The organism is Mycobacterium sp. ACS4331, from assembly GCF_001667265.1.
Taxonomy (GTDB): domain Bacteria; phylum Actinomycetota; class Actinomycetes; order Mycobacteriales; family Mycobacteriaceae; genus Mycobacterium.
Genome location: NZ_LZHW01000073.1, coordinates 72,149 through 91,674, shown reverse-complemented (window position 1 = coordinate 91,674; position 19,526 = coordinate 72,149). Strand labels below are relative to the sequence as shown.

At 65.9% G+C, this 19,526-nt stretch carries 23 protein-coding genes; 5 read left to right on the top strand and 18 right to left on the bottom strand.

Annotation, left to right across the window (positions count from 1 at the left end):
• Nucleotides 1–211 precede the first annotated feature (211 nt).
• The 7 genes from A5727_RS17245 to A5727_RS17215 all read right to left on the bottom strand — a co-directional run bounded on the left by A5727_RS17245 (nucleotide 212) and on the right by A5727_RS17215 (nucleotide 7,384).
• Nucleotides 212–1,102 (bottom strand): LuxR C-terminal-related transcriptional regulator, encoded by an 891-nt coding sequence (locus A5727_RS17245; RefSeq protein ID WP_082949854.1) that lies wholly within the window; start codon nucleotides 1,100–1,102, stop codon nucleotides 212–214.
• A 302-nt stretch (nucleotides 1,103–1,404) separates the two neighbouring features.
• Nucleotides 1,405–2,562, bottom strand: coding sequence for a 17-hydroxy-3-oxo-4-pregnene-20-carboxyl-CoA lyase (gene ltp2, locus A5727_RS17240; RefSeq protein WP_068251994.1), 1,158 nt, complete (start codon nucleotides 2,560–2,562; stop codon nucleotides 1,405–1,407).
• The gene (locus A5727_RS17235) at nucleotides 2,562–2,957 is read right to left on the bottom strand and encodes a MaoC family dehydratase (protein WP_197507686.1); all 396 of its coding nucleotides are present in this window, start codon (nucleotides 2,955–2,957) and stop codon (nucleotides 2,562–2,564) included. Before A5727_RS17235 ends, ltp2 begins: the two co-directional genes overlap by 1 nt.
• The gene (locus A5727_RS17230; protein WP_068251988.1) at nucleotides 2,954–3,934 is read right to left on the bottom strand and encodes a bifunctional MaoC family dehydratase N-terminal/OB-fold nucleic acid binding domain-containing protein; all 981 of its coding nucleotides are present in this window, start codon (nucleotides 3,932–3,934) and stop codon (nucleotides 2,954–2,956) included. The genes A5727_RS17235 and A5727_RS17230 overlap by 4 nt, the downstream gene beginning before the upstream one ends.
• Nucleotides 3,931–5,094 carry an acyl-CoA dehydrogenase FadE29 gene (gene fadE29, locus A5727_RS17225; RefSeq protein ID WP_068251985.1) on the bottom strand — a complete coding sequence of 388 codons (1,164 nt, stop codon included), beginning with the start codon at nucleotides 5,092–5,094 and terminating at the stop codon, nucleotides 3,931–3,933. Before fadE29 ends, A5727_RS17230 begins: the two co-directional genes overlap by 4 nt.
• Nucleotides 5,094–6,098: an acyl-CoA dehydrogenase family protein gene (locus A5727_RS17220; RefSeq protein ID WP_068251982.1), complete on the bottom strand. Its 1,005-nt coding sequence runs from the start codon at nucleotides 6,096–6,098 to the stop codon at nucleotides 5,094–5,096. Before A5727_RS17220 ends, fadE29 begins: the two co-directional genes overlap by 1 nt.
• Nucleotides 6,099–6,133: 35 nt before the next feature.
• The gene (locus tag A5727_RS17215; protein ID WP_068251980.1) at nucleotides 6,134–7,384 is read right to left on the bottom strand and encodes a cytochrome P450; all 1,251 of its coding nucleotides are present in this window, start codon (nucleotides 7,382–7,384) and stop codon (nucleotides 6,134–6,136) included.
• A 176-nt stretch (nucleotides 7,385–7,560) separates the two neighbouring features.
• Here A5727_RS17215 and A5727_RS17210 point away from each other — a divergent pair, with 176 nt between their 5' ends.
• From A5727_RS17210 to A5727_RS17190, 5 genes are all read left to right on the top strand, one after another.
• The gene (locus A5727_RS17210; protein ID WP_068251975.1) at nucleotides 7,561–8,712 is read left to right on the top strand and encodes a steroid 3-ketoacyl-CoA thiolase; all 1,152 of its coding nucleotides are present in this window, start codon (nucleotides 7,561–7,563) and stop codon (nucleotides 8,710–8,712) included.
• 1 nt (nucleotide 8,713) lies between these two features.
• Entirely contained in the window at nucleotides 8,714–9,094 is a 381-nt protein-coding gene (locus A5727_RS17205) for a DUF8021 domain-containing protein (RefSeq protein WP_068251974.1), read from the top strand.
• Nucleotides 9,095–9,102: 8 nt separating this feature from the next.
• Nucleotides 9,103–9,582: a nitroreductase family deazaflavin-dependent oxidoreductase gene (locus A5727_RS17200; protein ID WP_068251973.1), complete on the top strand. Its 480-nt coding sequence runs from the start codon at nucleotides 9,103–9,105 to the stop codon at nucleotides 9,580–9,582.
• 86 nt (nucleotides 9,583–9,668) lie between these two features.
• Nucleotides 9,669–10,325, top strand: coding sequence for a TetR/AcrR family transcriptional regulator (locus tag A5727_RS17195; RefSeq protein ID WP_068251971.1), 657 nt, complete (start codon nucleotides 9,669–9,671; stop codon nucleotides 10,323–10,325).
• Nucleotides 10,322–10,618: a DUF732 domain-containing protein gene (locus A5727_RS17190; protein WP_068251968.1), complete on the top strand. Its 297-nt coding sequence runs from the start codon at nucleotides 10,322–10,324 to the stop codon at nucleotides 10,616–10,618. The genes A5727_RS17195 and A5727_RS17190 overlap by 4 nt, the downstream gene beginning before the upstream one ends.
• 10 nt (nucleotides 10,619–10,628) lie before the next feature.
• Here A5727_RS17190 and A5727_RS17185 read toward each other — a convergent pair whose 3' ends face one another.
• From A5727_RS17185 to A5727_RS17135, 11 genes are read right to left on the bottom strand one after another with little or no spacing between them, the layout of a single operon-like run.
• On the bottom strand, nucleotides 10,629–11,183 hold the full coding sequence (locus tag A5727_RS17185) for a hypothetical protein (RefSeq protein WP_068251965.1): 555 nt from the start codon (nucleotides 11,181–11,183) through the stop codon (nucleotides 10,629–10,631).
• Nucleotides 11,180–11,578 (bottom strand): hypothetical protein, encoded by a 399-nt coding sequence (locus A5727_RS17180; protein WP_231992119.1) that lies wholly within the window; start codon nucleotides 11,576–11,578, stop codon nucleotides 11,180–11,182. The genes A5727_RS17185 and A5727_RS17180 overlap by 4 nt, the downstream gene beginning before the upstream one ends.
• A 43-nt stretch (nucleotides 11,579–11,621) precedes the next feature.
• On the bottom strand, nucleotides 11,622–12,083 hold the full coding sequence (locus tag A5727_RS17175; protein WP_231992118.1) for a hypothetical protein: 462 nt from the start codon (nucleotides 12,081–12,083) through the stop codon (nucleotides 11,622–11,624).
• A 46-nt stretch (nucleotides 12,084–12,129) separates the two neighbouring features.
• Nucleotides 12,130–12,756, bottom strand: a complete 627-nt coding sequence (locus tag A5727_RS17170) for a hypothetical protein (RefSeq protein ID WP_068251963.1) — start codon at nucleotides 12,754–12,756, stop codon at nucleotides 12,130–12,132.
• Nucleotides 12,753–13,379: a hypothetical protein gene (locus A5727_RS17165; RefSeq protein ID WP_068251961.1), complete on the bottom strand. Its 627-nt coding sequence runs from the start codon at nucleotides 13,377–13,379 to the stop codon at nucleotides 12,753–12,755. Before A5727_RS17165 ends, A5727_RS17170 begins: the two co-directional genes overlap by 4 nt.
• Before the next feature lie 17 nt (nucleotides 13,380–13,396).
• Complete coding sequence (locus A5727_RS17160) at nucleotides 13,397–14,350, bottom strand: MlaD family protein (protein ID WP_068251960.1); 954 nt, start codon at nucleotides 14,348–14,350, stop codon at nucleotides 13,397–13,399.
• Nucleotides 14,347–15,342, bottom strand: coding sequence for an MlaD family protein (locus A5727_RS17155; RefSeq protein WP_197507685.1), 996 nt, complete (start codon nucleotides 15,340–15,342; stop codon nucleotides 14,347–14,349). The genes A5727_RS17160 and A5727_RS17155 overlap by 4 nt, the downstream gene beginning before the upstream one ends.
• Nucleotides 15,339–16,445 (bottom strand): MlaD family protein, encoded by a 1,107-nt coding sequence (locus A5727_RS17150; RefSeq protein ID WP_082949867.1) that lies wholly within the window; start codon nucleotides 16,443–16,445, stop codon nucleotides 15,339–15,341. Before A5727_RS17150 ends, A5727_RS17155 begins: the two co-directional genes overlap by 4 nt.
• Nucleotides 16,445–17,404, bottom strand: coding sequence for an MlaD family protein (locus tag A5727_RS17145; RefSeq protein WP_068251957.1), 960 nt, complete (start codon nucleotides 17,402–17,404; stop codon nucleotides 16,445–16,447). The genes A5727_RS17150 and A5727_RS17145 overlap by 1 nt, the downstream gene beginning before the upstream one ends.
• Nucleotides 17,401–18,453, bottom strand: a complete 1,053-nt coding sequence (locus A5727_RS17140) for an MlaD family protein (RefSeq protein ID WP_068251954.1) — start codon at nucleotides 18,451–18,453, stop codon at nucleotides 17,401–17,403. The genes A5727_RS17145 and A5727_RS17140 overlap by 4 nt, the downstream gene beginning before the upstream one ends.
• Nucleotides 18,450–19,520 (bottom strand): MlaD family protein, encoded by a 1,071-nt coding sequence (locus A5727_RS17135; RefSeq protein ID WP_068252236.1) that lies wholly within the window; start codon nucleotides 19,518–19,520, stop codon nucleotides 18,450–18,452. The genes A5727_RS17140 and A5727_RS17135 overlap by 4 nt, the downstream gene beginning before the upstream one ends.
• Between the last annotated feature and the right edge of the window lie 6 nt (nucleotides 19,521–19,526).

The window sequence follows — 19,526 nt, the reverse complement described above, 5'->3', positions numbered from 1 at the left end:
TCGTATTCCTTGGCCAGGGATTCCCCAGCAACGTAATGGAATTGGTTTCCGGCTGTGTCCTGAAGAAGTGGCGTGGATTGCGCGACTGTCAGCGTCGTGTCCCCGCACAGATGCCGATTCTTAGCTGTCCCCCGAAGCATGTGCCAACTATCGTGCACATTGCGCCGAGCCGTACATAGGCCATGGGAGCGAAATTCGCCCCAGACCGGGACTAGTTCTCCGGGCGGCCCTCGCTGAAACGCACGCTCCGGAATCGCGCCGCCGCTTCGGCCCGCGTGCTCACGCCCAACTTGGTCAGCACGCTGTGGACGTGGTTCTTTACGGTGTGCACAGCGATGCACAGTTCACTGGCGATGTCTCTGTTCGACATACCCAGTTCGAGCATGCGGAGGATCTGGGCCTCCCGGCTCGTGAGAACTAGTTCCTTTGGTGCCATGGGCCTTTGGCTGGCGAGGGTTGACAGACGCCGAAGCAGGATTGCCGACACCTGGGGTGAGCAGAACGTCTCACCGTCTGCCACCCTGCGGATCAGAACCAGGAGCTCGTCCAATGACTCGGACCGCAGGTGATACCCAGCAACGCCGGCCTCCGCACACGCGACGATGCCGGCCTCGTCATCTTCGGACACACCCAGCACGATGACCCTGATGTCAGGACGCACTTCGAGCGCCGCGTGCAACAACATCGCGCTGTCGCGAGTGTCCAGATTGATCAGGACCAGATTCGGTTTTCCGCCCGCGAGCGCCGCGAACAGCGACGGCAGGTCCCACGCCTTGCTCGGCGGCGGTGCGCCATCGACGGCGATGACAGCGGCGAGTGTCTCCCGATACAGCGTGCAGTCATCGACGATCAGCAGCCTCGGGCCATGCAGCGGATGCGCGTCACCGCGGGGTGCGACAGCCGCCACGTTGCGCCGTTCAAGCGGCAACACGTCATACCCCATCGGGGTGACACCGTCTCGTGGGACCGCGGCGGCACCGCCGGGGCGCCCGCGGTCGGCCCGGCGGTAGACACACTCGGTCGGACCGACCTCCGGCTCGTAACCGATCCGACGACCGACCGGAATCGGTCGCCAATGAAGATTGGCATCGTAACTGGACATATTTGCTGGAGCGTCAGATCCCGTAGGTATTCCACTGCTCATCACCACCCCCCATGTTTCCCGCGCACCAGGTGGCCGATGCACATGGACATTGGAGCACCCGAACGGGGAGGTCGCGAGGCCTTGGCCAAATATTACGTCAGCCGTAAGTTTGCCAAAATCGCGAGTCCTTGCGTCGTAAAGCACCTTCTTCACGAAGGACCAGCGCAAAGGGCTGGTCGCAGGACATCACCGGACAGATTGCTGTAACTCGACTTCTTGGGGCGCTCTCAGGTTCTCCGCAGTGCCGGTGCCGAGTCCGGCTAGCCCAGGATCAGGCCCGACGTCGGGACGCCCGTCCCGGCGGTGACGAGAACGTGCTCGACATTCTCGACCTGGTTCACCGAGGTGCCGCGCAGTTGCCGCACGCCTTCGGCGATGCCGTTCATGCCGTGGATGTAGGCCTCGCCAAGCTGGCCGCCGTGGGTGTTGATCGGGAGCCGGCCGCCGATCTCGATGGCCCCGCCCGCGATGAAGTCCTTGGCCTCACCCTTGCCGCAGAAACCCAACTCCTCCAACTGGATCAGCGTGTACGGCGTGAAATGGTCGTAGAGGACCGCGGTTTGGATGTCGGCCGGAGACAGCCCACTCTGCTCCCACAGCTGCCGGCCGACCAGCCCCATCTCGGGCAGGCCCAGCTCGTCGCGGTAGTAGGAGTACATGGTGAACTGGTCGGCGCCCGCCCCCTGGGCGGCGGCCTCGATGATCGCCGGCCGGTGCTTGAGGTCCTTGGCCCGTTCGGGCGTGGTGACGACGATTGCCACACCGCCGTCGGTCTCCTGGCAGCAGTCCAGCAGGCGAAGCGGTTCGGCGATCCACCGCGAATTCTGGTGGTCCTCAATGGTGATCGGCTTGCCGTAGAAGTGCGCCTTCGGATTGTTGGCGGCATGCCTTCGATCCGCCACCGACACAACTCCGAAATCCGCACTCGTGGCGCCGTATTCGTGCATGTACCGCCGGGCGATCATGGCGACAGAGGCGGCCGGCGTGCTGAGCCCGTGCGGGTATGACCAGCTGTACTCCACTCCGCGCGAGTCGGCGTTGACTGTCAGACCGGTCATCACCTGGCCGAAGCGAAACTCCGAACGCTCGTTGAAGGCGCGGTAGGCCACGACCACCTCTGCCACGCCCGTCGCGACCGCGAGTGCCGCCTGCTGCACCGTCGCCGCGGCAGCCCCTCCGCCATAACCGATCTGGCTGAAGAACTTCAGCTCGCCGATGCCGGTGGACCGCGCGACGGCCGTCTCCAGGTTGGAGTCCATTGTGAACGTCACCAGGCCGTCGACGTCCGATGGGGACAGGCCCGCATCATCGAGTGCGTCGAGCACCGATTCGGCGGCCAGCCGCAACTCGCTGCGACCGGAGTTCTTCGAGAAGTCGGTGGCCCCGATACCGGCGATGGCGGCCTTGCCGGAGAGCATCAGTTGTCCCCCAAAGTCAGTGCGGCGGTGGCGATGACATGGTCACCGAGACTGTTCGACCCAGTCACCTTCACCGTCACCAGATCGGCGTCGACGGCGGTGACCTCGCCGCGGAACGTCACGGTGTCGTAGGCGTACCACGGCACTCCGAGCCGCAGGCCTATCGACTTGATGCGCGCCGCCGGGCCCGCCCAGTCGGTCAGGTAGCGCTGCACCAGGCCGGTGTCGGTGAGAATGTTGACGAAGATGTCCTTGGATCCCTTGGCCTGCGCCTTGTCCCGGTCGTGATGCACGTCCTGGTAGTCGCGGGTGGCGATCGCGGTGGAGACGATGAACGTCGGGTCACCGTAGATGGCGAGTTCGGGCAGTGCGGTGCCGACTTCGATCGCGGTCATGCGTTGGGCTCCCATGCGTACAGCGTCCAGGCCGGGCTCACATCACTGTCCGGGAAGTCGATGTAGGTGACGCGCACGGGCATTCCGATCGAGACCTGATCAGCTTCGACATTGCGCAGTTCACCGAGCATCCGTACGCCCTCCTCGAGTTCGACGAGCGCGATGATGAACGGCAGACTGCGGCCCGGCACCTTGGGCGCGTGGTGCACGACGTAGCTGAACACCGTGCCGTTCCCGGAGGCGACAACATAGTCGGACGGCTGCACCGCGTCTTTGTGGTCGCGCCAGACCGCCGGAACCGGGGGGTGCTGCAGCGTGCCGTCAGGGCGGCGCTGGATCCGCAGTTCGTGGGCGTTCACACCGTCCCAGAAGAACTGGGAGTCCCTCGACGAGGCAGGCCGCATGAGCTTGTCGGGGTCGAGATCCTCCGGGACCACCGGGACCTCCGGGACCTCGGGCTCATCGGCCGCGCGAGGCCTGAATTTCATGATGCGCCAGTTCATCTCGGCGACGGTCTCGTCATCAGCCGTCGTCCAGGTGATGAGCTGGTTGATGAAGTAGCTCTCCCCCAGCGCAGTCTGCTTGGGGCCCACGATGTCGGTGATCTCGGCGTGGATCGTGAGCTCTTCGCCGGGCTGCAGATAGCGATGGTAGGTCTGCTCGCAGTTGGTGGCGACCACACCGACATAACCGGCGTCGTCGAAGACCTTCATCGCCTGTGACAGCGGGTCGTCGTCTGAGCGGCCCTGACCGAGCCCGCCCATAGTCCACACCTGGATCATCGCCGGCGGAGCGACGATGCCCGGATGTCCGGCGGCCTTCGCGGCCTCCTGGTCGACGTAGATCGGGTTCTTGTCCCCGATGGCGTCAACCCAGTGGTGAATCATCGGCTGATTCACGGGATCTCGGCCAGCTCGCGGCTCGCTTCTGTTGGCGGCCTTGACCCGTTCGATCCCCGCCTGCAGATCCTCGCTCACCGCGGCACCCTCGGAACCTTGAGGCCGGAAGCGGCGATCATCTCGCGCATGACCTCGTTGACCCCGCCACCGAAGGTGATGACGAGATTGCGTTTGGTCATCTTGTCGAGCCATTCGAGCAGTTCGGCGGTGTGCGGATCCGCCGGGTTGCCGTACCTGCCGACGATCTCCTCGGCGAGTCGCCCGACTTCCTGAATGCGTTCGGTGGAGAAGACTTTCGTCGCCGCGGCATCCGCGACGGCGATGGTCTCCCCCGACGCGGCGACCTGCCAATTGAGCAGCTCGTTGATCCGCCAGATGGACTTGATCTGACCGAGCAGGCGCTGAACGTCCGGTTGGTCCAGCGGTGTGGCACCGTCGGAACCGGGCGTGGCCGCCCACTCGTGCACCTGGTCGTAGATCCCGGCCATCCGGCCGGCCGGGCCCAGACCGACGCGCTCGTGGTTGAGCTGCGTGGTGATGAGCCGCCAGCCGCCGTTCTCCTCACCGACCAGCATGTCGGCGGGCACCCGGACGTCGTTGTAATACGACGCGTTCGTGTGGTGGGCGCCGTCGGAGAGGATGATCGGGGTCCACGAGTAGCCGGGATCCTTGGTGTCCACGATCAGGATCGAGATGCCCTTGTGCTTGGCGGCACTCGGGTCGGTGCGGCAGGCCAGCCAGATGTAGTCCGCGTCGTGCGCGCCGGTGGTCCACATCTTCTGTCCGTTGACCACGTACTCGTCACCGTGCCGGACCGCGGTGGTGCGCAGTGACGCGAGGTCGGTGCCGGCCTCGGGTTCGGAGTATCCGATCGCGAAATGCACGTCTCCGGAGAGGATTCCGGGCAGGAACTTCTTCTTCTGCTCCTCCGTGCCGTGCACCTGCAGCGTGGGACCCACGGTCTGCAGGGTGACCATCGGAAGCGGGATGTCGGCGCGGTTGGCCTCGTTGATGAAGATCTGCTGCTCGATCGGGCCGAAGCCCAGCCCGCCGTACTCCTTGGGCCACCCGACACCGAGCTTGCCGTCGGAACCCATTCTCTTGATGACGGCGCGGTATGCCTCGTTGTGCCGATCCGTCTCCATGGCCTTGGCCTCTTCAGGCGTGATGAGCGTGGAGAAGTATTCCCGCAGTTCGGCTTGCAGCGCGCGCTGCTCCGCAGTGAGGTCGATGAACATCAGGCTCCCACCAGATCGAGACGATGGGCGGGACCGCCCAACAGTCGGGTCAGGTCCTTGATCGAGGAGAAATAGCGGTCCATCGGGTAGGTGATGTCCATACCCATACCGCCGTGCAGGTGGTGGCACAACCGCATCGCGGGCGCGGCCTGCGACGTGAGCCAGTACCCCAGGATGGCCAGATCCTCACTGGCATCGAGTCCTTCGGACAGCCGCCACACCGTCGAGGTCGACAGCAGCGAGATCGTGCGGGAGGCGATGTAGACCTCGGACAGCTGCGCTGCCACGGTCTGGAAGGTCGACAGCGGCCGACCGAACTGCTCACGGGTGGCGACGTAGTCCGCCGTCAGGCGCAACGCGCCGGCCACCAGGCCCGCCGCGAAGGCGCCGACAGCAGCCAGGACCAACTGGTTGACGCGTGTGCAGGAGGCCCCGGTCAGCACGTCCGCATCCGGCACCGCGACATCGCGGAAGGTGAGCACGAACTCGTCGGAGCCGTTGGATGTCGGTGTCTTGGTGATCGACAATCCGTCGGCGTCACCGGCCACGACCACCACGCCGGAGTCGGCGGTGACCAGAATCCAGCGGGCTCTGTCCGCATACGGCACACCGATCTTGGTGCCGTTGAGCTTTCCACCGCTCAGGGTGGTGGCGGGCGCTTCCGGCAGCGGGGCTGCGGGTTCGTTGAGGGCCGCGGTCAGCACCGCACCTTTGGCGACGTCCGCCAGGAGACGGTCCTGCTGCTCGTCGGTGGCCAGGTCCAGCAGCGGAATCAACCCGAGGCCGAGCGTGGCCAGGGCTGGGCTGACGGTTCCGTGCCTGCCGATCTCGGTCAGCGCCGTGGCCAGACCCGGCAGTCCGACGTCATCACCGCCGAGTCGTTCGGGTACCCCGAGGGCGGTCACGCCGCCGTCGACGAGGGCCTCCCACGTGTTGTCGCGTCCCAATACGGACGTGACGACGTCGGCGACTGCCTGCTGCGCCGGGTCTGGAGTGAAATCCACCCGAATCCTCCTTGATTCGCTCGCCGGTGCAGAGACTACTGCGCTGCCGCCGTCTTGCCCGTGTAGTCCATCTGCCAGTGCTTGATTCCGTTGAGCCAGCCGGACTTCAGCCGCTCGGGATCCCCGATGGGCGTGAGATCGGGCATCACGTCGGCGATCGCGTTGAAGATCAGGTTGATGGTCATGCGGGCGAGGTTGGCACCGATGCAGTAGTGCGCGCCGGTGCCGCCGAAACCGACGTGCGGGTTCGGATCGCGCAGGATGTTGAAGGTGTGCGGGTCTTCGAAGACCTCTTCGTCGAAGTTGGCCGACCGGTAGGACAGCACCACACGCTGGCCCTTCTTGATCTGCACGCCGCCGAGTTCGGTGTCCTCGAGGGCGGTGCGCTGGAACGCCGACACCGGGGTGGCCCAGCGGACGATCTCATCGGCGGCGGTGGCAGGCCGCTCCTTCTTGTAGAGCTCCCACTGGTCGGGGTTCTCCATGAAGGCGATCATGCCGTGAGTGGTCGAGTTGCGGGTGGTCTCGTTACCGGCGACCGCCAGCATGATGACGAAGAACCCGAACTCGTCGTCGGAGAGCTTCTCCCCGTCGATGTCGGCCTCGATGAGCTTGGTGACGATGTCCTCGGTCGGGTTCTTGGCCCGCTCTTCGGCCATCTTCATGGCGTAGGTGATGAGCTCGAACGACGACATGGCCGGGTCGATGTCGGCGTACTCCGGGTCCTCGCCGGCGGTCATCTCGTTGGACCAGCGGAACAGCTTGTCGCGGTCCTCCTGCGGCACCCCGAGCAGATCGGCGATGGCCTGCAGCGGCAGTTCACTGGCGACCTGCTCGACGAAGTCACCGGAACCCGCCGCCAGCGCCGTCTCGGCGATCTTGCGGGCGCGGGCCCGCAGTTCGTCCTCGATGCGACCGACGGCGCGCGGAGTGAAGCCGCGCGAGATGATCTTGCGCAGTCGGGTGTGCTGCGGGGCGTCCATGTTCAGCAGCACGGCCTTCTGCAGGTCGATGGCCTCACGCGTCATCTCCTGCGGCCAGACCGGGATGGCGCCGTCGGGTGAACTGCCGAAGACGTCGCTGTTCTTGGACACCTCTTTGACGTCGGCGTGCTTGGTGACGATCCAGTAGCCGTTGTCGCCGAAGCCGCCGGTGCCGCCTGGCACGTCCACCCAGTGGATAGGCTCGGCCCTGCGCAGTTCGGCGAGCTCCTCGACGGGCAGGCGCTCGAGGTTCAGGCTGGCGTCGAGAAAATCGAAGTCGCTGGGGATGTTCGGGCTGGCCATGGGTGCACTCCTCGTGTCCGCGGGTGGCGTGGATGGGCCGTCTCTACGGCAGATGCCACTTGATACGACGTGGTCTAGTTCCGATTGAGACCATTGAAACACGGCTCGACCGCAGATCAAAGGCAGTGCCGCATCATCGCTTGTCAGAGTAATGAAACGTGTTCTAGCCTGGGCTCATGGGTAATCCTGTCATCGTCGAAGCCACCCGCAGCCCGATCGGCAAGCGCAACGGCTGGTTGTCCGGCCTGCACGCCACCGAACTGTTGGGCGCGGTGCAGAGGGCGCTGGTCGAGAAGGCGGGCATCGACCCCGGCGCCGTCGAACAGGTCATCGGCGGGTGCGTCACCCAGTACGGCGAACAGGCCAACAACGTCACCCGGCAGTCCTGGCTGGTGGCCGGGCTGCCCGAGCACGTCGGGGCCACGAGCATCGACTGCCAGTGCGGCAGCGCGCAGCAGGCCAACCATCTGATCGCCGGGCTGATCGCCACCGGCGCCATCGACATCGGCATCGCCTGCGGGATCGAGGCGATGAGCCGGGTCGGTCTCGGAGCCAACGGCGGCGGAGCCCGGGCGGCGTCCTGGGACATCGACATGCCCAACCAGTTCGAGGCCGCCGAGCGGATCGCCCAGCGCCGCGGCATCACCCGCGCGGATGTGGACGCGCTCGGCTTGGCCTCGCAGGCGAAGGCCAAGCAGGCCTGGGCCGAGGGCCGCTTCGACCGTGAGATCTCCCCGATCTCGGCCCCGGTGCTCGACGAGAACAAACAACCGACCGCCGAATTCGCGCCGGTCACTCGCGATCAGGGTCTGCGCGACACCACCGCCGAGGGGCTGGCCGCCCTCAAGCCGGTGATCGACGGCGGGATTCACACCGCCGGCACGTCGTCGCAGATCTCCGACGGCGCCGCCGCCGTGCTGTGGATGGACGAGGAGAAGGCGAAGGCGTTGGGCTTGCGGCCGCGCGCCAGGATCGTCGCGCAGGCCAACGTCGGCGCCGAGACCTACTACCACCTCGACGGCCCAGTGCAGTCGACGGCGAAGGTGCTGGAGAAAGCCGGCATGAAGATGGGCGACATCGACATCGTCGAGATCAACGAGGCCTTCGCGTCGGTGGTGCTGTCGTGGGCCCGCGTGCACGAGGCCGATATGGATCGGGTGAACGTCAACGGCGGTGCCATCGCGCTGGGCCACCCGGTCGGTTCGACGGGCGCACGCCTGATCACCACGGCCCTGCACGAGTTGGAGCGCAGTGACAAGAACACCGCGTTGATCACGATGTGCGCCGGTGGCGCGCTGAGCACGGGCACCATCATCGAACGGATCTGAGGTGCCGGTTTCGGACGCCGACCGCATCGCCGCGGCACGCGCGTACATCGAGGCGTTGGCCAGCCATGAAGCCGACGCGGTCCCGTTCGCGCCGGGCTGCCAGCGGATCGAGTTCGGCGTCAAGACGGGATTCTCGGGCAATCACCTGCGCCGCAGCCTCAACGGGGGTCCGCAGTACCGGGTCATCGAATCGGTGAGCGCGCCGGATTTCACAGTCGCCGGCGACGAGGTGCGCGCGAAGTTCGAATTGAAGACCAAACCATCGCTCGCCGGACGTAAGGTGGGCGCGCGCGTCGACGAAGTGTTTCTGATCCCCGCCTCAGGCGAGACGGCTCAGATCCACCACATCCGCGCGAAAGTCCGCCCGTTCATCACACGTTAGGTTCCGTCATGGCCGATACACCCCGCCCGCTCAGCCCCAAACAGGTCGAGCGCTTGAACGCGAAGTCGACGGGAACGGCCATCAAATGGATGTCACGCATCCAGACCTTCCTGTTCAAGAAGACCGATGGCAGGTTCGGCAACAAGTTCCTGCGCGGCGCCGAGGTCGGAATCCTGACCACCATCGGGCGCAAGTCCGGCGAACCCCGGGACAGTCCCCTGCTGTTCCTGCAGGAGGGCGAGCGCATCGTTCTGGTCGCCTCCCAGGGCGGGCGGGCCACCAACCCGATGTGGTACCTCAACATCCAGGCCAACCCCAACATCACGTTCCAGACCAAGACCGAGAAGCTCACCCTCGTCGCGCGGGACGCCACCGACGAAGAGCGCGACGAGTACTGGCCCAAACTGGATGCGATGTACCCGGACTTCGCCAATTACCGGTCCTACACCGACCGCAGGATCCCGATTCTGATCTGCGAGCCCGCCTGACCCGGCGACTGCGCACTGTAGGCCAGGTCACATCTGCGGGCAGTATGCTGACCTGGTGAAGTATTCACTTACCATGCGGCCTTTCGATGCCTCCTAGGTCAGGACGCGCTCCCCGCGCCGCCTATTCGAACCCGCAGCCGCGCCTGTCGGCGGACGAGCGTCGGGAACAGATCATCGACGCCGCGCGGCGAGTCTTCGAACAGACCGGGTTCGACGGTGCACGCACCCGTGACCTGGCTGCCGCCGCCGGTGTGAATGAGGCACTGCTGTACCGCCATTTCGGTTCGAAGGAGGATCTCTTCGAGGCCGCGGTCGCCTCGCCCCTTGAGGAGGCCGTGAACAAGTTGGTCGAAATGTCCGGTGCCCCACCGGAGGAGTTCGACGCCACCGGCACGGTGATGTACGACCGCACCCATCGGTTCATCTCCGACCTGCTCGGTGTCATGGACGAGATCGGACCACTGATGGGCGTGATGATCTTCGGCCAGGCCGACCGGGCCGGACAGTACTACCGAGACCGCATCGACCCGTCTCTGCAGGAGATCGAACGGGTCGTCGAGGCGAATCTGTCGGCCTGGCAGCACAAGGATTTCGACATCGGACTGATGGTGCAGCTGGCGGTGGGGATGACCTGGTTCCTGTGCACCGCTGACCGACTGTGCGAGCGCACCCGTGATCGCGCGGAAACCGCGGCGGCGATCACCTCGATGCTGATCCACGGCGTCGGAAACAATTCGGCATGACGCTGGGACGTGCGGTGGTGCTGCCGGTGATCGCGGTGTCCGCCCTGGGTTGGCTGACACCGGTTGCGCCGGCGCACGCCGACGACGACAGCTACCTGACGAAACTGCGGCGCAGTGGCGTCGTGATACCGCTTCCGGAGGGCAGCCTGTTGCACAGCGGGCAGATGGTCTGCTCGGTCCTGCACCGCGGCCTCCGCCCCGAACACCAGCAGTCGCGCTACTTTCCGGCGGTGGGCATGCCGGAGATCATCGCGGCCGCCCAGACCGAACTGTGCCCAGACACCCTCGCCTGATCGCCGCCCCTCACCACTCCGGGACGCAGGACCCGTAGGCGTTGCAGACCTGGGACCGACGGTCATTCCACGCCTTGAACCAGGTGCCGGCGGCGGTGATGTGGAACTTGTTGGCCCCGTGCCCACAGAAGGTGTCGCCCTCGGGCGTGACCGCGCAGGTCGTCGACTCATAGGTGACGTAGCTGCGAGGTCCCAGCGTGTGCACGGCCCGTCCGGCGGGGAATTGGATGGCGGCCGTCCAACCGTGATGCACCGCGCGATTCCCGTTGAACCAGGCGATGTGGTGTTCTCCCGGCGGCAGACCCGGGATGGCACCGGTACAGCCGAAACTGCCCCACACCCAGATCCCGCAGGTGAGTCCGGTCGGGGTCAGAAACCAGACCTCGGGACGATCGGGCAGCAGGAACTCGGCGGCGTCGCGCTCGTCGTACCACGCCGTGACGTCGTCGAGATCGGGGAACGGCGTCGGTGCCGGTTCCGCCTGCACGGGGGGCGCGGTGGCGAGGATCAGACCGATCGCGGCGATGATCGCCGCTGACCAGCGTCGGCCCGTCGCCGTAGTCATGACGTGAATCCTGTACTGCCGTAACAGGATGCGTTGCCGATGTCGAGTGTGTTCTGGCAGCGCAGCCTGTCGCCGATGTAGATCCGAACCGTGACCCAGGTGCCCGGCCGCCAGACCGGCCCGGCGATGCTGCTGCGCCAGTCGGCGCGCACCTCCGCACCATCGGTGCCCAGGCTGCGCGGGTTGGCCAGCGGCACCGTCATCCGCCACGGCAGCGGGACATTGGTCAACAGCCGGCGTGCGGTGCCGTCGAAGTACTCGACTCCGCCTGCCACGCTGAGCGAATCCGACACCACTTCGTAGGTCACGATCTCCTCCGCATGCGCCACAGGCACCGAGAAGAACGCGGCGACGATGCCCGCGCAGGCCGCGGTGATCGCTGAGCGACCAGTCATGTGCCTCCCAGGGTCATTGTGGGCCGGGTGTCGGGATCCGCGGTCATGGAGTGGCCAGCACCACGGCCGCCAAGTGGTATCCCGAGTTGGCGTTGAATCGAAGGTCCACACCGAAATCGGTGTACGTGCAGTCGGAGATCTTGTTCAGGGCGTGGCCTTGAAGCAGCAGGGCCTTGATCGCACGCGCCTGATCCGGCTGCGCACCCTGTACGAGGTACGCCTTCGTCCCCCCATAACCGAGGGTCCTCAGCCCGGGTAACGGGTCGGGGATGGATCCGGGGGTGGTGTCCTTGTTCTGCACCCGGGTCGCGTCGTGATTGAGGTAGTCGTCGGTCATCTGGTTGAAGACCCGAGCCGCCTGTTCGACGATCGGGTCGTACCGCAGCGGTTCGCATGACGTGCCGGCGCGCGCGGCGGCGAAGGCCTCCCGCAGTTCGGACGGCGGGTCGGCCGCGACCGGCGGGGCCAGCACCAGGGCCGCGAGCAGGGCTGCGACCAGCGGCACACCGCAGGTCCGTGTGGCGATCGATTCGGTGGCTGTACGGTCTGGGCTAGTCGCACACATGTGACCTGCCGATGCTGCTGCCCCAGCGTTTGACCCGCTGGACCGACGGGCCGGTGAACCAGGCGGGCTGGTGGGCCCTGATTCCGGCTCCCACGTTGGCCAGGTGCTGCCAGAGCAGGTAGAAGCTCTCTCCCTCGTACAACGGAAAGTGAATGTCTCCCACATGGTTTCGGCTCTGGGTCAGCGCCTGCACCCGGGGGGCGAGGAAGGCCACAGACTGGTCGATGTTGGCGGTGACGATATCCACCTGTTGCTGGATGTCGCCGATGCTGTAGTCCCAGTCGCTGCCGGAACCCGAGATCACACCGGGTCCGTTCGGGGTGATCCGATTGAACTGCACCCGGTCTATCTGGTTTCGCAGAGTCTCATACTGCGCCGTGTACCACTGGCACATCTCCCGCTGTGCGTTGATGTCCGCCTCGGTGACCTCGGCGCGCGTCTGGTCGTACGGAAACGGGAACTTCGGCTGCCAATCCGAGGCCGTCGGAACCACCACGGGCAGTGGCCGAATGAGTTCATCGTCGGGGGGCGGGTCGGCGGACGACACCGGCGCGGTCCCGATCATCGCCACGGTCAGCACCGCGACCGACAGGACCGGCGTGAGCCCGGTCATTTCGGTGCCACCACGGACCCGATCCCGCCGACATCGCTGATCTGCCAGTCGTGCCCACTGTCGATGGTCACGCTGTAGGTCGCGGTGGACTGCAATGGGTCGGGGCCCTGCACGGTCTTGGTGAGCACGCTGACGAAGCAGTCGACGACGTAGATCCCGCCATCGTCGGAGCGCACCTTCGCCGCCAGCGGAGTGGCCGTCGAATTCCACTGCAGCGGAACCAGAATCTGTTCCATCTCTTGGCCGGCCATGGTGAGCTTGTCGGTGAGTTCCGGGCTGGTTCCGGCCACCAGCCTGGTCTTCCAGGAGTTCAGGTCGCCTGAGTTGATCTGCGCCGCGTTCACCGCATAGTCCAACGCGATGTTCTCGGCACGAGCGTAGTCCTGGTGGCGGCGGTCCTGGGCGTCCAGAGTGCGCTGCGCATCAAAGTACAGCCAGCCCAGCACAACCAGGCCACAGACCAGCGCGGCGATCACCAGGGAAGTGACCAGACTGCGTACCGAGATCGACACCTGCCGTGGGCTTTTCACCTTATCCGGCGCATCCTCGGCGGCGGGCTCGGGTGTGGCGGCGGGGCCGTCCAGATCCTGGTCGTCGACCTCGGTGTTCTCGGTTGTCGTCATCGCATCTCTCCTGATCTCTAGTTACCCGGCACCTGGACGTGCAGGTTGACCGCGCCGTCGGCCGGGACGCTGGCCAAGACGTTGGCCAGCATCTGGCCGGTGTCGAAGTTCAGCAGCGAACCTGCGATGCCCTTGATGTGTGGAAGAAAGTTGTCACCGATCACCCCGAAGTCGGCACCGTGATCGTCCAGCAGCTTCTGGATCCGGGCCAGGAACGCGTTGAACTTCACCAGCGGTTCTGGGGCACCGACGGCGATGAGCGGCGGAAACGTACTGAACAGTTCCCGCAGGTGCGGGCTGTAGCTGTTGACCTGGAAGCTCAGGCTGGCCATCACCGGACCCAACCAGTCGGCGTTGGCCAGCAGCGTCTGGAAGTTCTCCAGCAGCACGCTGCCGCGGCCGTTCATATCGGCGGCGGTGTTTCGCAGCAGCCTGCTGGTGCGGGACAGATTCGGCAGCACCGAATCGGCCTCCGGCAGCGCCGTGTCGACCTCGGCGACAATGCGTTCCAAGGCACCGGCATCCAGCTGATCCAGGACCCGCACGACGCTGGTCGCCAGTTCCGATATGGACGGCGGCTGTGTCACCTCCTCGGCCCGGATGTGGTGCCCGTCGGTCAGGGCCGGGCCACCGACTGATCGCGGCACCAGGCTGATGTAGGACTCACCGAGCGCCGACAGATTCTCCAGGCGGACATCGCTGTCGACCGGGATCTGGAGGTCATCGTCGATGTAGAACTCGACGGAGGCGCCGTCGAGCGTCGAGGCGATATGGCTGACCCGGCCGACCGGGACGCCGCGCAGCAGCACCTTGGAGTTCACGGCGAGACCGTTGACGTCGGCCACCGTCATCGAAAGGTCTGTGCGCTCCGCGGGAGGCCCGACGCGCACACCGAGCCCACCGATGTAGCTGAGGCCGAACGCGACCATCACCCCGAAGGCGAGGAATGACAGCAGATCTCGTACTCTCATGGGGCGGCCCCGATGATCCGCAGCACGTCCTGGACATTGCCGGACAGTTCACGTCCGTCCGGTCCGACGATCGAGGTGATGTTCATCGCCGGGTACTTGTCCTGCGGCAGGAAATCTTCGTAGAACAGCCTGCGCCACGCCGGCAGCTCCGCTTCGAAGGCCTGCTTGTCCCGTTGCATCGCACCGGTGGCGTCGGCCACCGATTCCAGCAGCGGCAGCAGCCAGTACCCGTTGGCGTAGATGCTGCCCACCGACGGCAACAGTTTGCCGACATAGCCGGCGTTCACCGTGAGCCGGTCGAATCCGGTCATCCCCTTCTCCGAGAACCAGTCCTGGAATGTCGGAATGCGCTGGTGCAGGACGCCGACGGTGCCGGAAACCCCGTTGAGCCACTGGTCCACCGTCTCGATGCCGTTGGACAGGTCCGTGAGGTCGGCCGACACCCGGGTCGCGATCGCGCGGGCCTGTTCACCGGCCGGTGTCACCCGGTTGATCCCGATGATCGTGTTCTGCACCCGCTGGATCGATCCGCTGGTGACGAAGGTGGCCAGGCTGGCGATGGTGTCCTCGACCTGTGGAGGTGAATCCGTCTGCACCAGTGGGATCCTGCCCCCGACGGTGAGCGCCGGTGCGGGCGGGCGGCCGGGTTCAGGCCGGGTGAGGGCGACGTAGATGTCACCGAGGACCGTCGCCTGTTGCAGAGAGGCATGGATGTCGCCCGGCACCTGCACGGTGGGATCGATGCGGGCGGTCACGTCGACCCGGTCACCGCGCAGCGCCACGTCGGTGATGACGCCCACCGTCGTACCGTCCATGACCACCTTGGCCCGGTCCGGCAGATTCAGCACGCTGGCGAATTCGAGGACGACATCGTTGCCGCCGCGGTAGGCCTCTCCCGGCTGCGGCAACCTGTCGACACTGATTGCGGCGCAGCCGGTTACGGTGACTGCGCAAACCACGAACACGGCCGCAAGCCGGAGACGGTTCCTCATCCGCGCGCCGCCTCGGTGAGCACGTACTGCAGCAGCGCCACGTCGACCGCGTACGGTTGACCCTGCACGTTGGCACAGCTGCCGGGCATCGACGCGTTCATGATGTTGCACGTCAGGACGCCGTCGGGCGTACGTACCCGGTACAGCGGCGGGCGGTAGCGCAGACTGGTGATGGGCCGATTGTTGAGATGGTTGGCCAGCGTGTTGATCCACCACGGCACGGGATTCAGCAGATTCGCGGTTCTGGGGGCGTGCTCGCTGAGCTTGCGCACCGCGACCCCGGTCGCATCGAGGGTGAACTGGATCTCCTCCCCAAGATTGACCTCCAGATCCTCCACCAGCGGCGCCACCCAAGTCACCCCTTCGACGATCCGCCGACCACCTTCGGAGGCCTCATCGACATAGGGCATGGTCTGCACCGCGTCGTACATGACCTCCTTCAGCGGTCCACGGATGTCTTTGAGCACCGTGGTCAGCTGCGCGAGGTTGGTGATGATCGATCCGATGTCGTCGATCGCCTGATCCGGATTGTCCAGCACCGCCGACGTGGTGGTCAGCAGCGCGTTCGCCCCGGCTCCGTTGGCGTGTATCGCTGCGTCGATGCCGCGCACCACATCACCGACGTTCGTCGACTCCTTCGGGTTGAGCGTGTTGACGAATGTGGTCGCCGAGCCGATGACTTCGGACAGGCTCTTGGGCGTAGCCGTCCGGCTGCGCGGCACGCACTCGTCCGAACGCAGCTGCGCCCCGGCAGCGTAGTTGCCGACCAGTTCCAGCGATCGGTCAGCCAGAATCGACGTCGACCGGATGATCGCCCTGACGTCCGCAGGCAGTTGCCGTCGCTCGGTGACAGTGAAATCGACTCGGACATCCAGCATCCCGGGAGTGATGGCCTTGACCGTACCGATCGGATAACCCATCTGGGTGACCGGATTGCCGACATAGAGACCGACGCTGTCGGGCAGGATGGCGCAGTACTCGGCGCGTGACCGGCTCCCGTCATCCGGCTGGTTCGCGCATGACCCGCCCAGTGCCGCCACCGACGTGGCCACGATCGCGACGGCCACCGCCCGTCGGGCCCGGTGCAGCATCGTGTCACTCATCAGCACGAACCTCCGGGGATCGGCATGCACACATCGGTGGCCAGAAACTCCGGTGGCGCGGTCTCGGCATCGAGGACCCGTTCGATCTTCCTTCGGATCAGCCGCAGCCCCCGCACGACGGCGCCGTTGCGTTCCACCCAGTAGCGGGCCGTCTCCTGGTAGTGGCGCACCTTCTCCAGGAAGTCGTCGCGGTTGTTCTGATACATCAGGCCGACCGGGGCCAGCGCGTCGAAGACATCGGCGATTCCCTTGAGCGAGCTGGCGAACCGCTCGCCGTAGAGCACCAGGGTCTGCTCGACGATCGCCGCCTTGCGGACCAGTTCCCGCAGCCCGTCGCCGAAGTTGCTCAGCGCCAGGATGTACTCGTCGGACAGGGCCAGGATGGCCGACACCTGACCGCGCTGCTTGTCGACGGTGGCCATGATGCTGTTGCCGGCGTCGATCATGGCCGAGAGCGCGTCGATGTTGTCCCCCTGCAGCGCGTTCTGCAGCTGATCCAGTGACTGGTTGACCGGGTGGGCGTCGACGTTCTCGGTGATCTTGCGCGAGTCGGCCAGTGTCTGCATCAGGTTGTAGGGCATGGTGACCCGCTCCAGGGGTATCGGCCTGTCACCCAGGGGGACGTCGCCGAGGGAGATGAGGTCGACGTAGTAACCCCCGACGACGGTGAGCATGCGGACCTGGATCTGCGACCGATCTCCGACGAACGCGCCGTCGTCGACCCGCGCGCGCACCCGCACCTGATCCTGCTCCAGCGCCAGATCCTTGATTCTGCCGACGGTGATGCCGGCGATGCGGACCTGATCACCGGGGCGGACCGACGCCGAATCCTCGGTGTAGAAGGTGACCAGCTTCTCCCCCGGCGGGCTGATGTGGAGCATCGCCACGACGAGTGCCACCACCGTCGCGAACGCCATGGCGCCGACACCCCACAGTGTCTGGTTCCGCAGCAGCTTCATCGGTTGCACAGGACCACCTTCTGGCCGTTGACCAGGATGTCCATCGGTGCGGGCAGTTCGAATCGCCCGTTCGAACAGGGCAGCGGGGCATCGCCTTCCGGCTCGGGGAGGTTCTCCCACACCACGGGCACCAGCTTGAACGCGTCGATGTAGTTGTCGAGATTGCTGAACGCGCGGTCCAATGCCAGCTCCACCTCACCGGGCTCACCGGTCGCGTCCTTCTCGAGTCGCCACCGCGATGCCGCGTTGAAAACCGGTGGCAGACCCAGATTTGTCATCAGCCTGATCACGGTGTCGGTGAACTCGGGTCCGTACAGTTCAGACTTGCGGAACTCGTCGATCGCGTTCATCGCGCCGTCGAGCGGGCGGTTGATCCATTCCAGGATCTGCACCAGTTCCTTGGAATTGCCACCGATGCCGTCGGCGACGGCCGACAGGTTGTGCATCAGGGTGGCGATCACCTGCTGGCGGTCGGCGACGAACCGGGTCAGCTTGTGGATGCTCTCGAGGATCGGGGCCAGACCGTTGCCGTCACCGGAGAGGTAGGCGACGGCGTTGGTGGTGAAGGTGTTGATCTCCTCCGGGCTCAGCGTCGCGATCACCGGCTGCAGTCCGTTGAACAGCGTGGTGATGTCGAACGACGGCTGGGTCATGTCGGTGGGCACCCGGGTGACCAGATCGCTCTCCGCGTATCCCTCCACGGGGTTGACCACGTCGACGTAGCGCACCCCGGTCAGCGCCTGATACCTGATGGCGAGGGTGCTCGCGCGGACGATTCCATACTGCCTGTCGAGGGTGAAGTCGACGGCCGCGAAGCTGTGGCCGTCCCGGCGCTCGAGGCGGACCGCGCGCACCTTGCCCACCCGGACGCCGCGGACGCGCACGTCGGCGTCGGTGTGCAGGCCGGAGACATCGGTGAACTCGGCGGTGTAGGAGAGCTCGGGTGCTGCGATGGGCTGGCGAATCACGTTGGCGATCAGGATGAACAGCACGACCGCGACGGCGGCACCGATGACCAGCCGCCACAGTGCGCCCAGCGCCGACATCAGGATCCCCCCGGTGTGGCCGGTTGGGGACCGCCAAGCGCACCCAGCGGGGCCGCGACCCCCGGCAGGGCGTCGAGCACCACCCGAACCTGGAGGGCGCGCTGATCCGGGGTGCCCTCGTACAGTCGCTCGAACCGGGTGCGCAGTTCGGTCATCGTCTCGGCGAACCCTTCGGGCCGAATCAACGGCGGCACCACATCGGTCAACGCCTTGACGATGTCGGTCACCGGCCGCAGATCACGGATGTGACTGGATTCCAGCTTGCCGATGTCGGCGAACAGACCGCCGGAGGCCAGTTCCAGGGTCGGAATGAACAACGTCTCCCATTCCTCGTCGGTGTAATCCGCGTGGCTGCGCCCCTCCCAGTTGGCATCGTCGTGCAGAAAGCTGTTGCCCGCGTTGACCATTGACTCGACAGTTGACGGGAACACGACGCTGAGGCCGGTGGCGTTGGCGAGCAGCCTCTCGGTGCTCACCGTCTGCACCTGGGCCACCGAGTTGGCTGCGATCAAGGCCGTCTCGATCAGGGGATTCAGCGCATCGGTGTAACGGGTGGCCCGTTCGACGACATCGACCAGCTGCGGTGTCAGCACGCCGGTGGACACCTCCCCGAGCTGGGACAGCAGCGCCTGGAGCGTGAAGTTTCCGCGGGGGGCGGTGCTGACCCGCATTCCGTCGTGCAACGCCGCGCCACCAGTCCCGGCCAGTAGGTTGACCCCGGTGACGCCGAAGTAGTTGATCGGCCTGAAGTCGACGCCCATGGTGTCGGTCAGGCCGGCGACCGCGCGGGCCTGCAGGTCGGTGGTGAGCCGCACTCCGCCCCCGGCGACACTGGTGACTCTGGTGACCTCGCCGACCGGCACCCCGTGCATGACCACCGCGGTGCCCTGCGCGACGCCCTGTCCGACGTACGGGGAATCGATCGTCACGGTGATGGTGCCCGGCGGCCGGCCGGCGAACGGATTGTTGACCACCAGGAGCAGGGCCGCCGCCGCGCACACCACCGTGGCGAGGCCGGCGAGCTTCAGGGTGCGCCGTTCCCGGTCCGCCGAACCATGTATCAGGGTCATGTGCAT

Bases quoted from the DNA above. Each gene is read 5' to 3' on its own strand.
- A5727_RS17245 (WP_082949854.1), bottom strand. From the start codon at position 1,102: ATGTCCAGTTACGATGCCAATCTTCATTGGCGACCGATTCCGGTCGGT.
- ltp2 (WP_068251994.1), bottom strand. From the start codon at position 2,562: ATGCTCTCCGGCAAGGCCGCCATCGCCGGTATCGGGGCCACCGACTTC.
- A5727_RS17235 (WP_197507686.1), bottom strand. From the start codon at position 2,957: ATGACCGCGATCGAAGTCGGCACCGCACTGCCCGAACTCGCCATCTAC.
- fadE29 (WP_068251985.1), bottom strand. From the start codon at position 5,094: ATGTTCATCGACCTCACTGCGGAGCAGCGCGCGCTGCAAGCCGAACTG.
- A5727_RS17215 (WP_068251980.1), bottom strand. From the start codon at position 7,384: ATGGCCAGCCCGAACATCCCCAGCGACTTCGATTTTCTCGACGCCAGC.
- A5727_RS17210 (WP_068251975.1), top strand. From the start codon at position 7,561: ATGGGTAATCCTGTCATCGTCGAAGCCACCCGCAGCCCGATCGGCAAG.
- A5727_RS17200 (WP_068251973.1), top strand. From the start codon at position 9,103: ATGGCCGATACACCCCGCCCGCTCAGCCCCAAACAGGTCGAGCGCTTG.
- A5727_RS17195 (WP_068251971.1), top strand. From the start codon at position 9,669: ATGCCTCCTAGGTCAGGACGCGCTCCCCGCGCCGCCTATTCGAACCCG.
- A5727_RS17190 (WP_068251968.1), top strand. From the start codon at position 10,322: ATGACGCTGGGACGTGCGGTGGTGCTGCCGGTGATCGCGGTGTCCGCC.
- A5727_RS17185 (WP_068251965.1), bottom strand. From the start codon at position 11,183: ATGACTACGGCGACGGGCCGACGCTGGTCAGCGGCGATCATCGCCGCG.
- A5727_RS17180 (WP_231992119.1), bottom strand. From the start codon at position 11,578: ATGACTGGTCGCTCAGCGATCACCGCGGCCTGCGCGGGCATCGTCGCC.
- A5727_RS17170 (WP_068251963.1), bottom strand. From the start codon at position 12,756: ATGACCGGGCTCACGCCGGTCCTGTCGGTCGCGGTGCTGACCGTGGCG.
- A5727_RS17165 (WP_068251961.1), bottom strand. From the start codon at position 13,379: ATGACGACAACCGAGAACACCGAGGTCGACGACCAGGATCTGGACGGC.
- A5727_RS17160 (WP_068251960.1), bottom strand. From the start codon at position 14,350: ATGAGAGTACGAGATCTGCTGTCATTCCTCGCCTTCGGGGTGATGGTC.
- A5727_RS17155 (WP_197507685.1), bottom strand. From the start codon at position 15,342: ATGAGGAACCGTCTCCGGCTTGCGGCCGTGTTCGTGGTTTGCGCAGTC.
- A5727_RS17150 (WP_082949867.1), bottom strand. From the start codon at position 16,445: ATGAGTGACACGATGCTGCACCGGGCCCGACGGGCGGTGGCCGTCGCG.
- A5727_RS17145 (WP_068251957.1), bottom strand. From the start codon at position 17,404: ATGAAGCTGCTGCGGAACCAGACACTGTGGGGTGTCGGCGCCATGGCG.
- A5727_RS17135 (WP_068252236.1), bottom strand. From the start codon at position 19,520: ATGACCCTGATACATGGTTCGGCGGACCGGGAACGGCGCACCCTGAAG.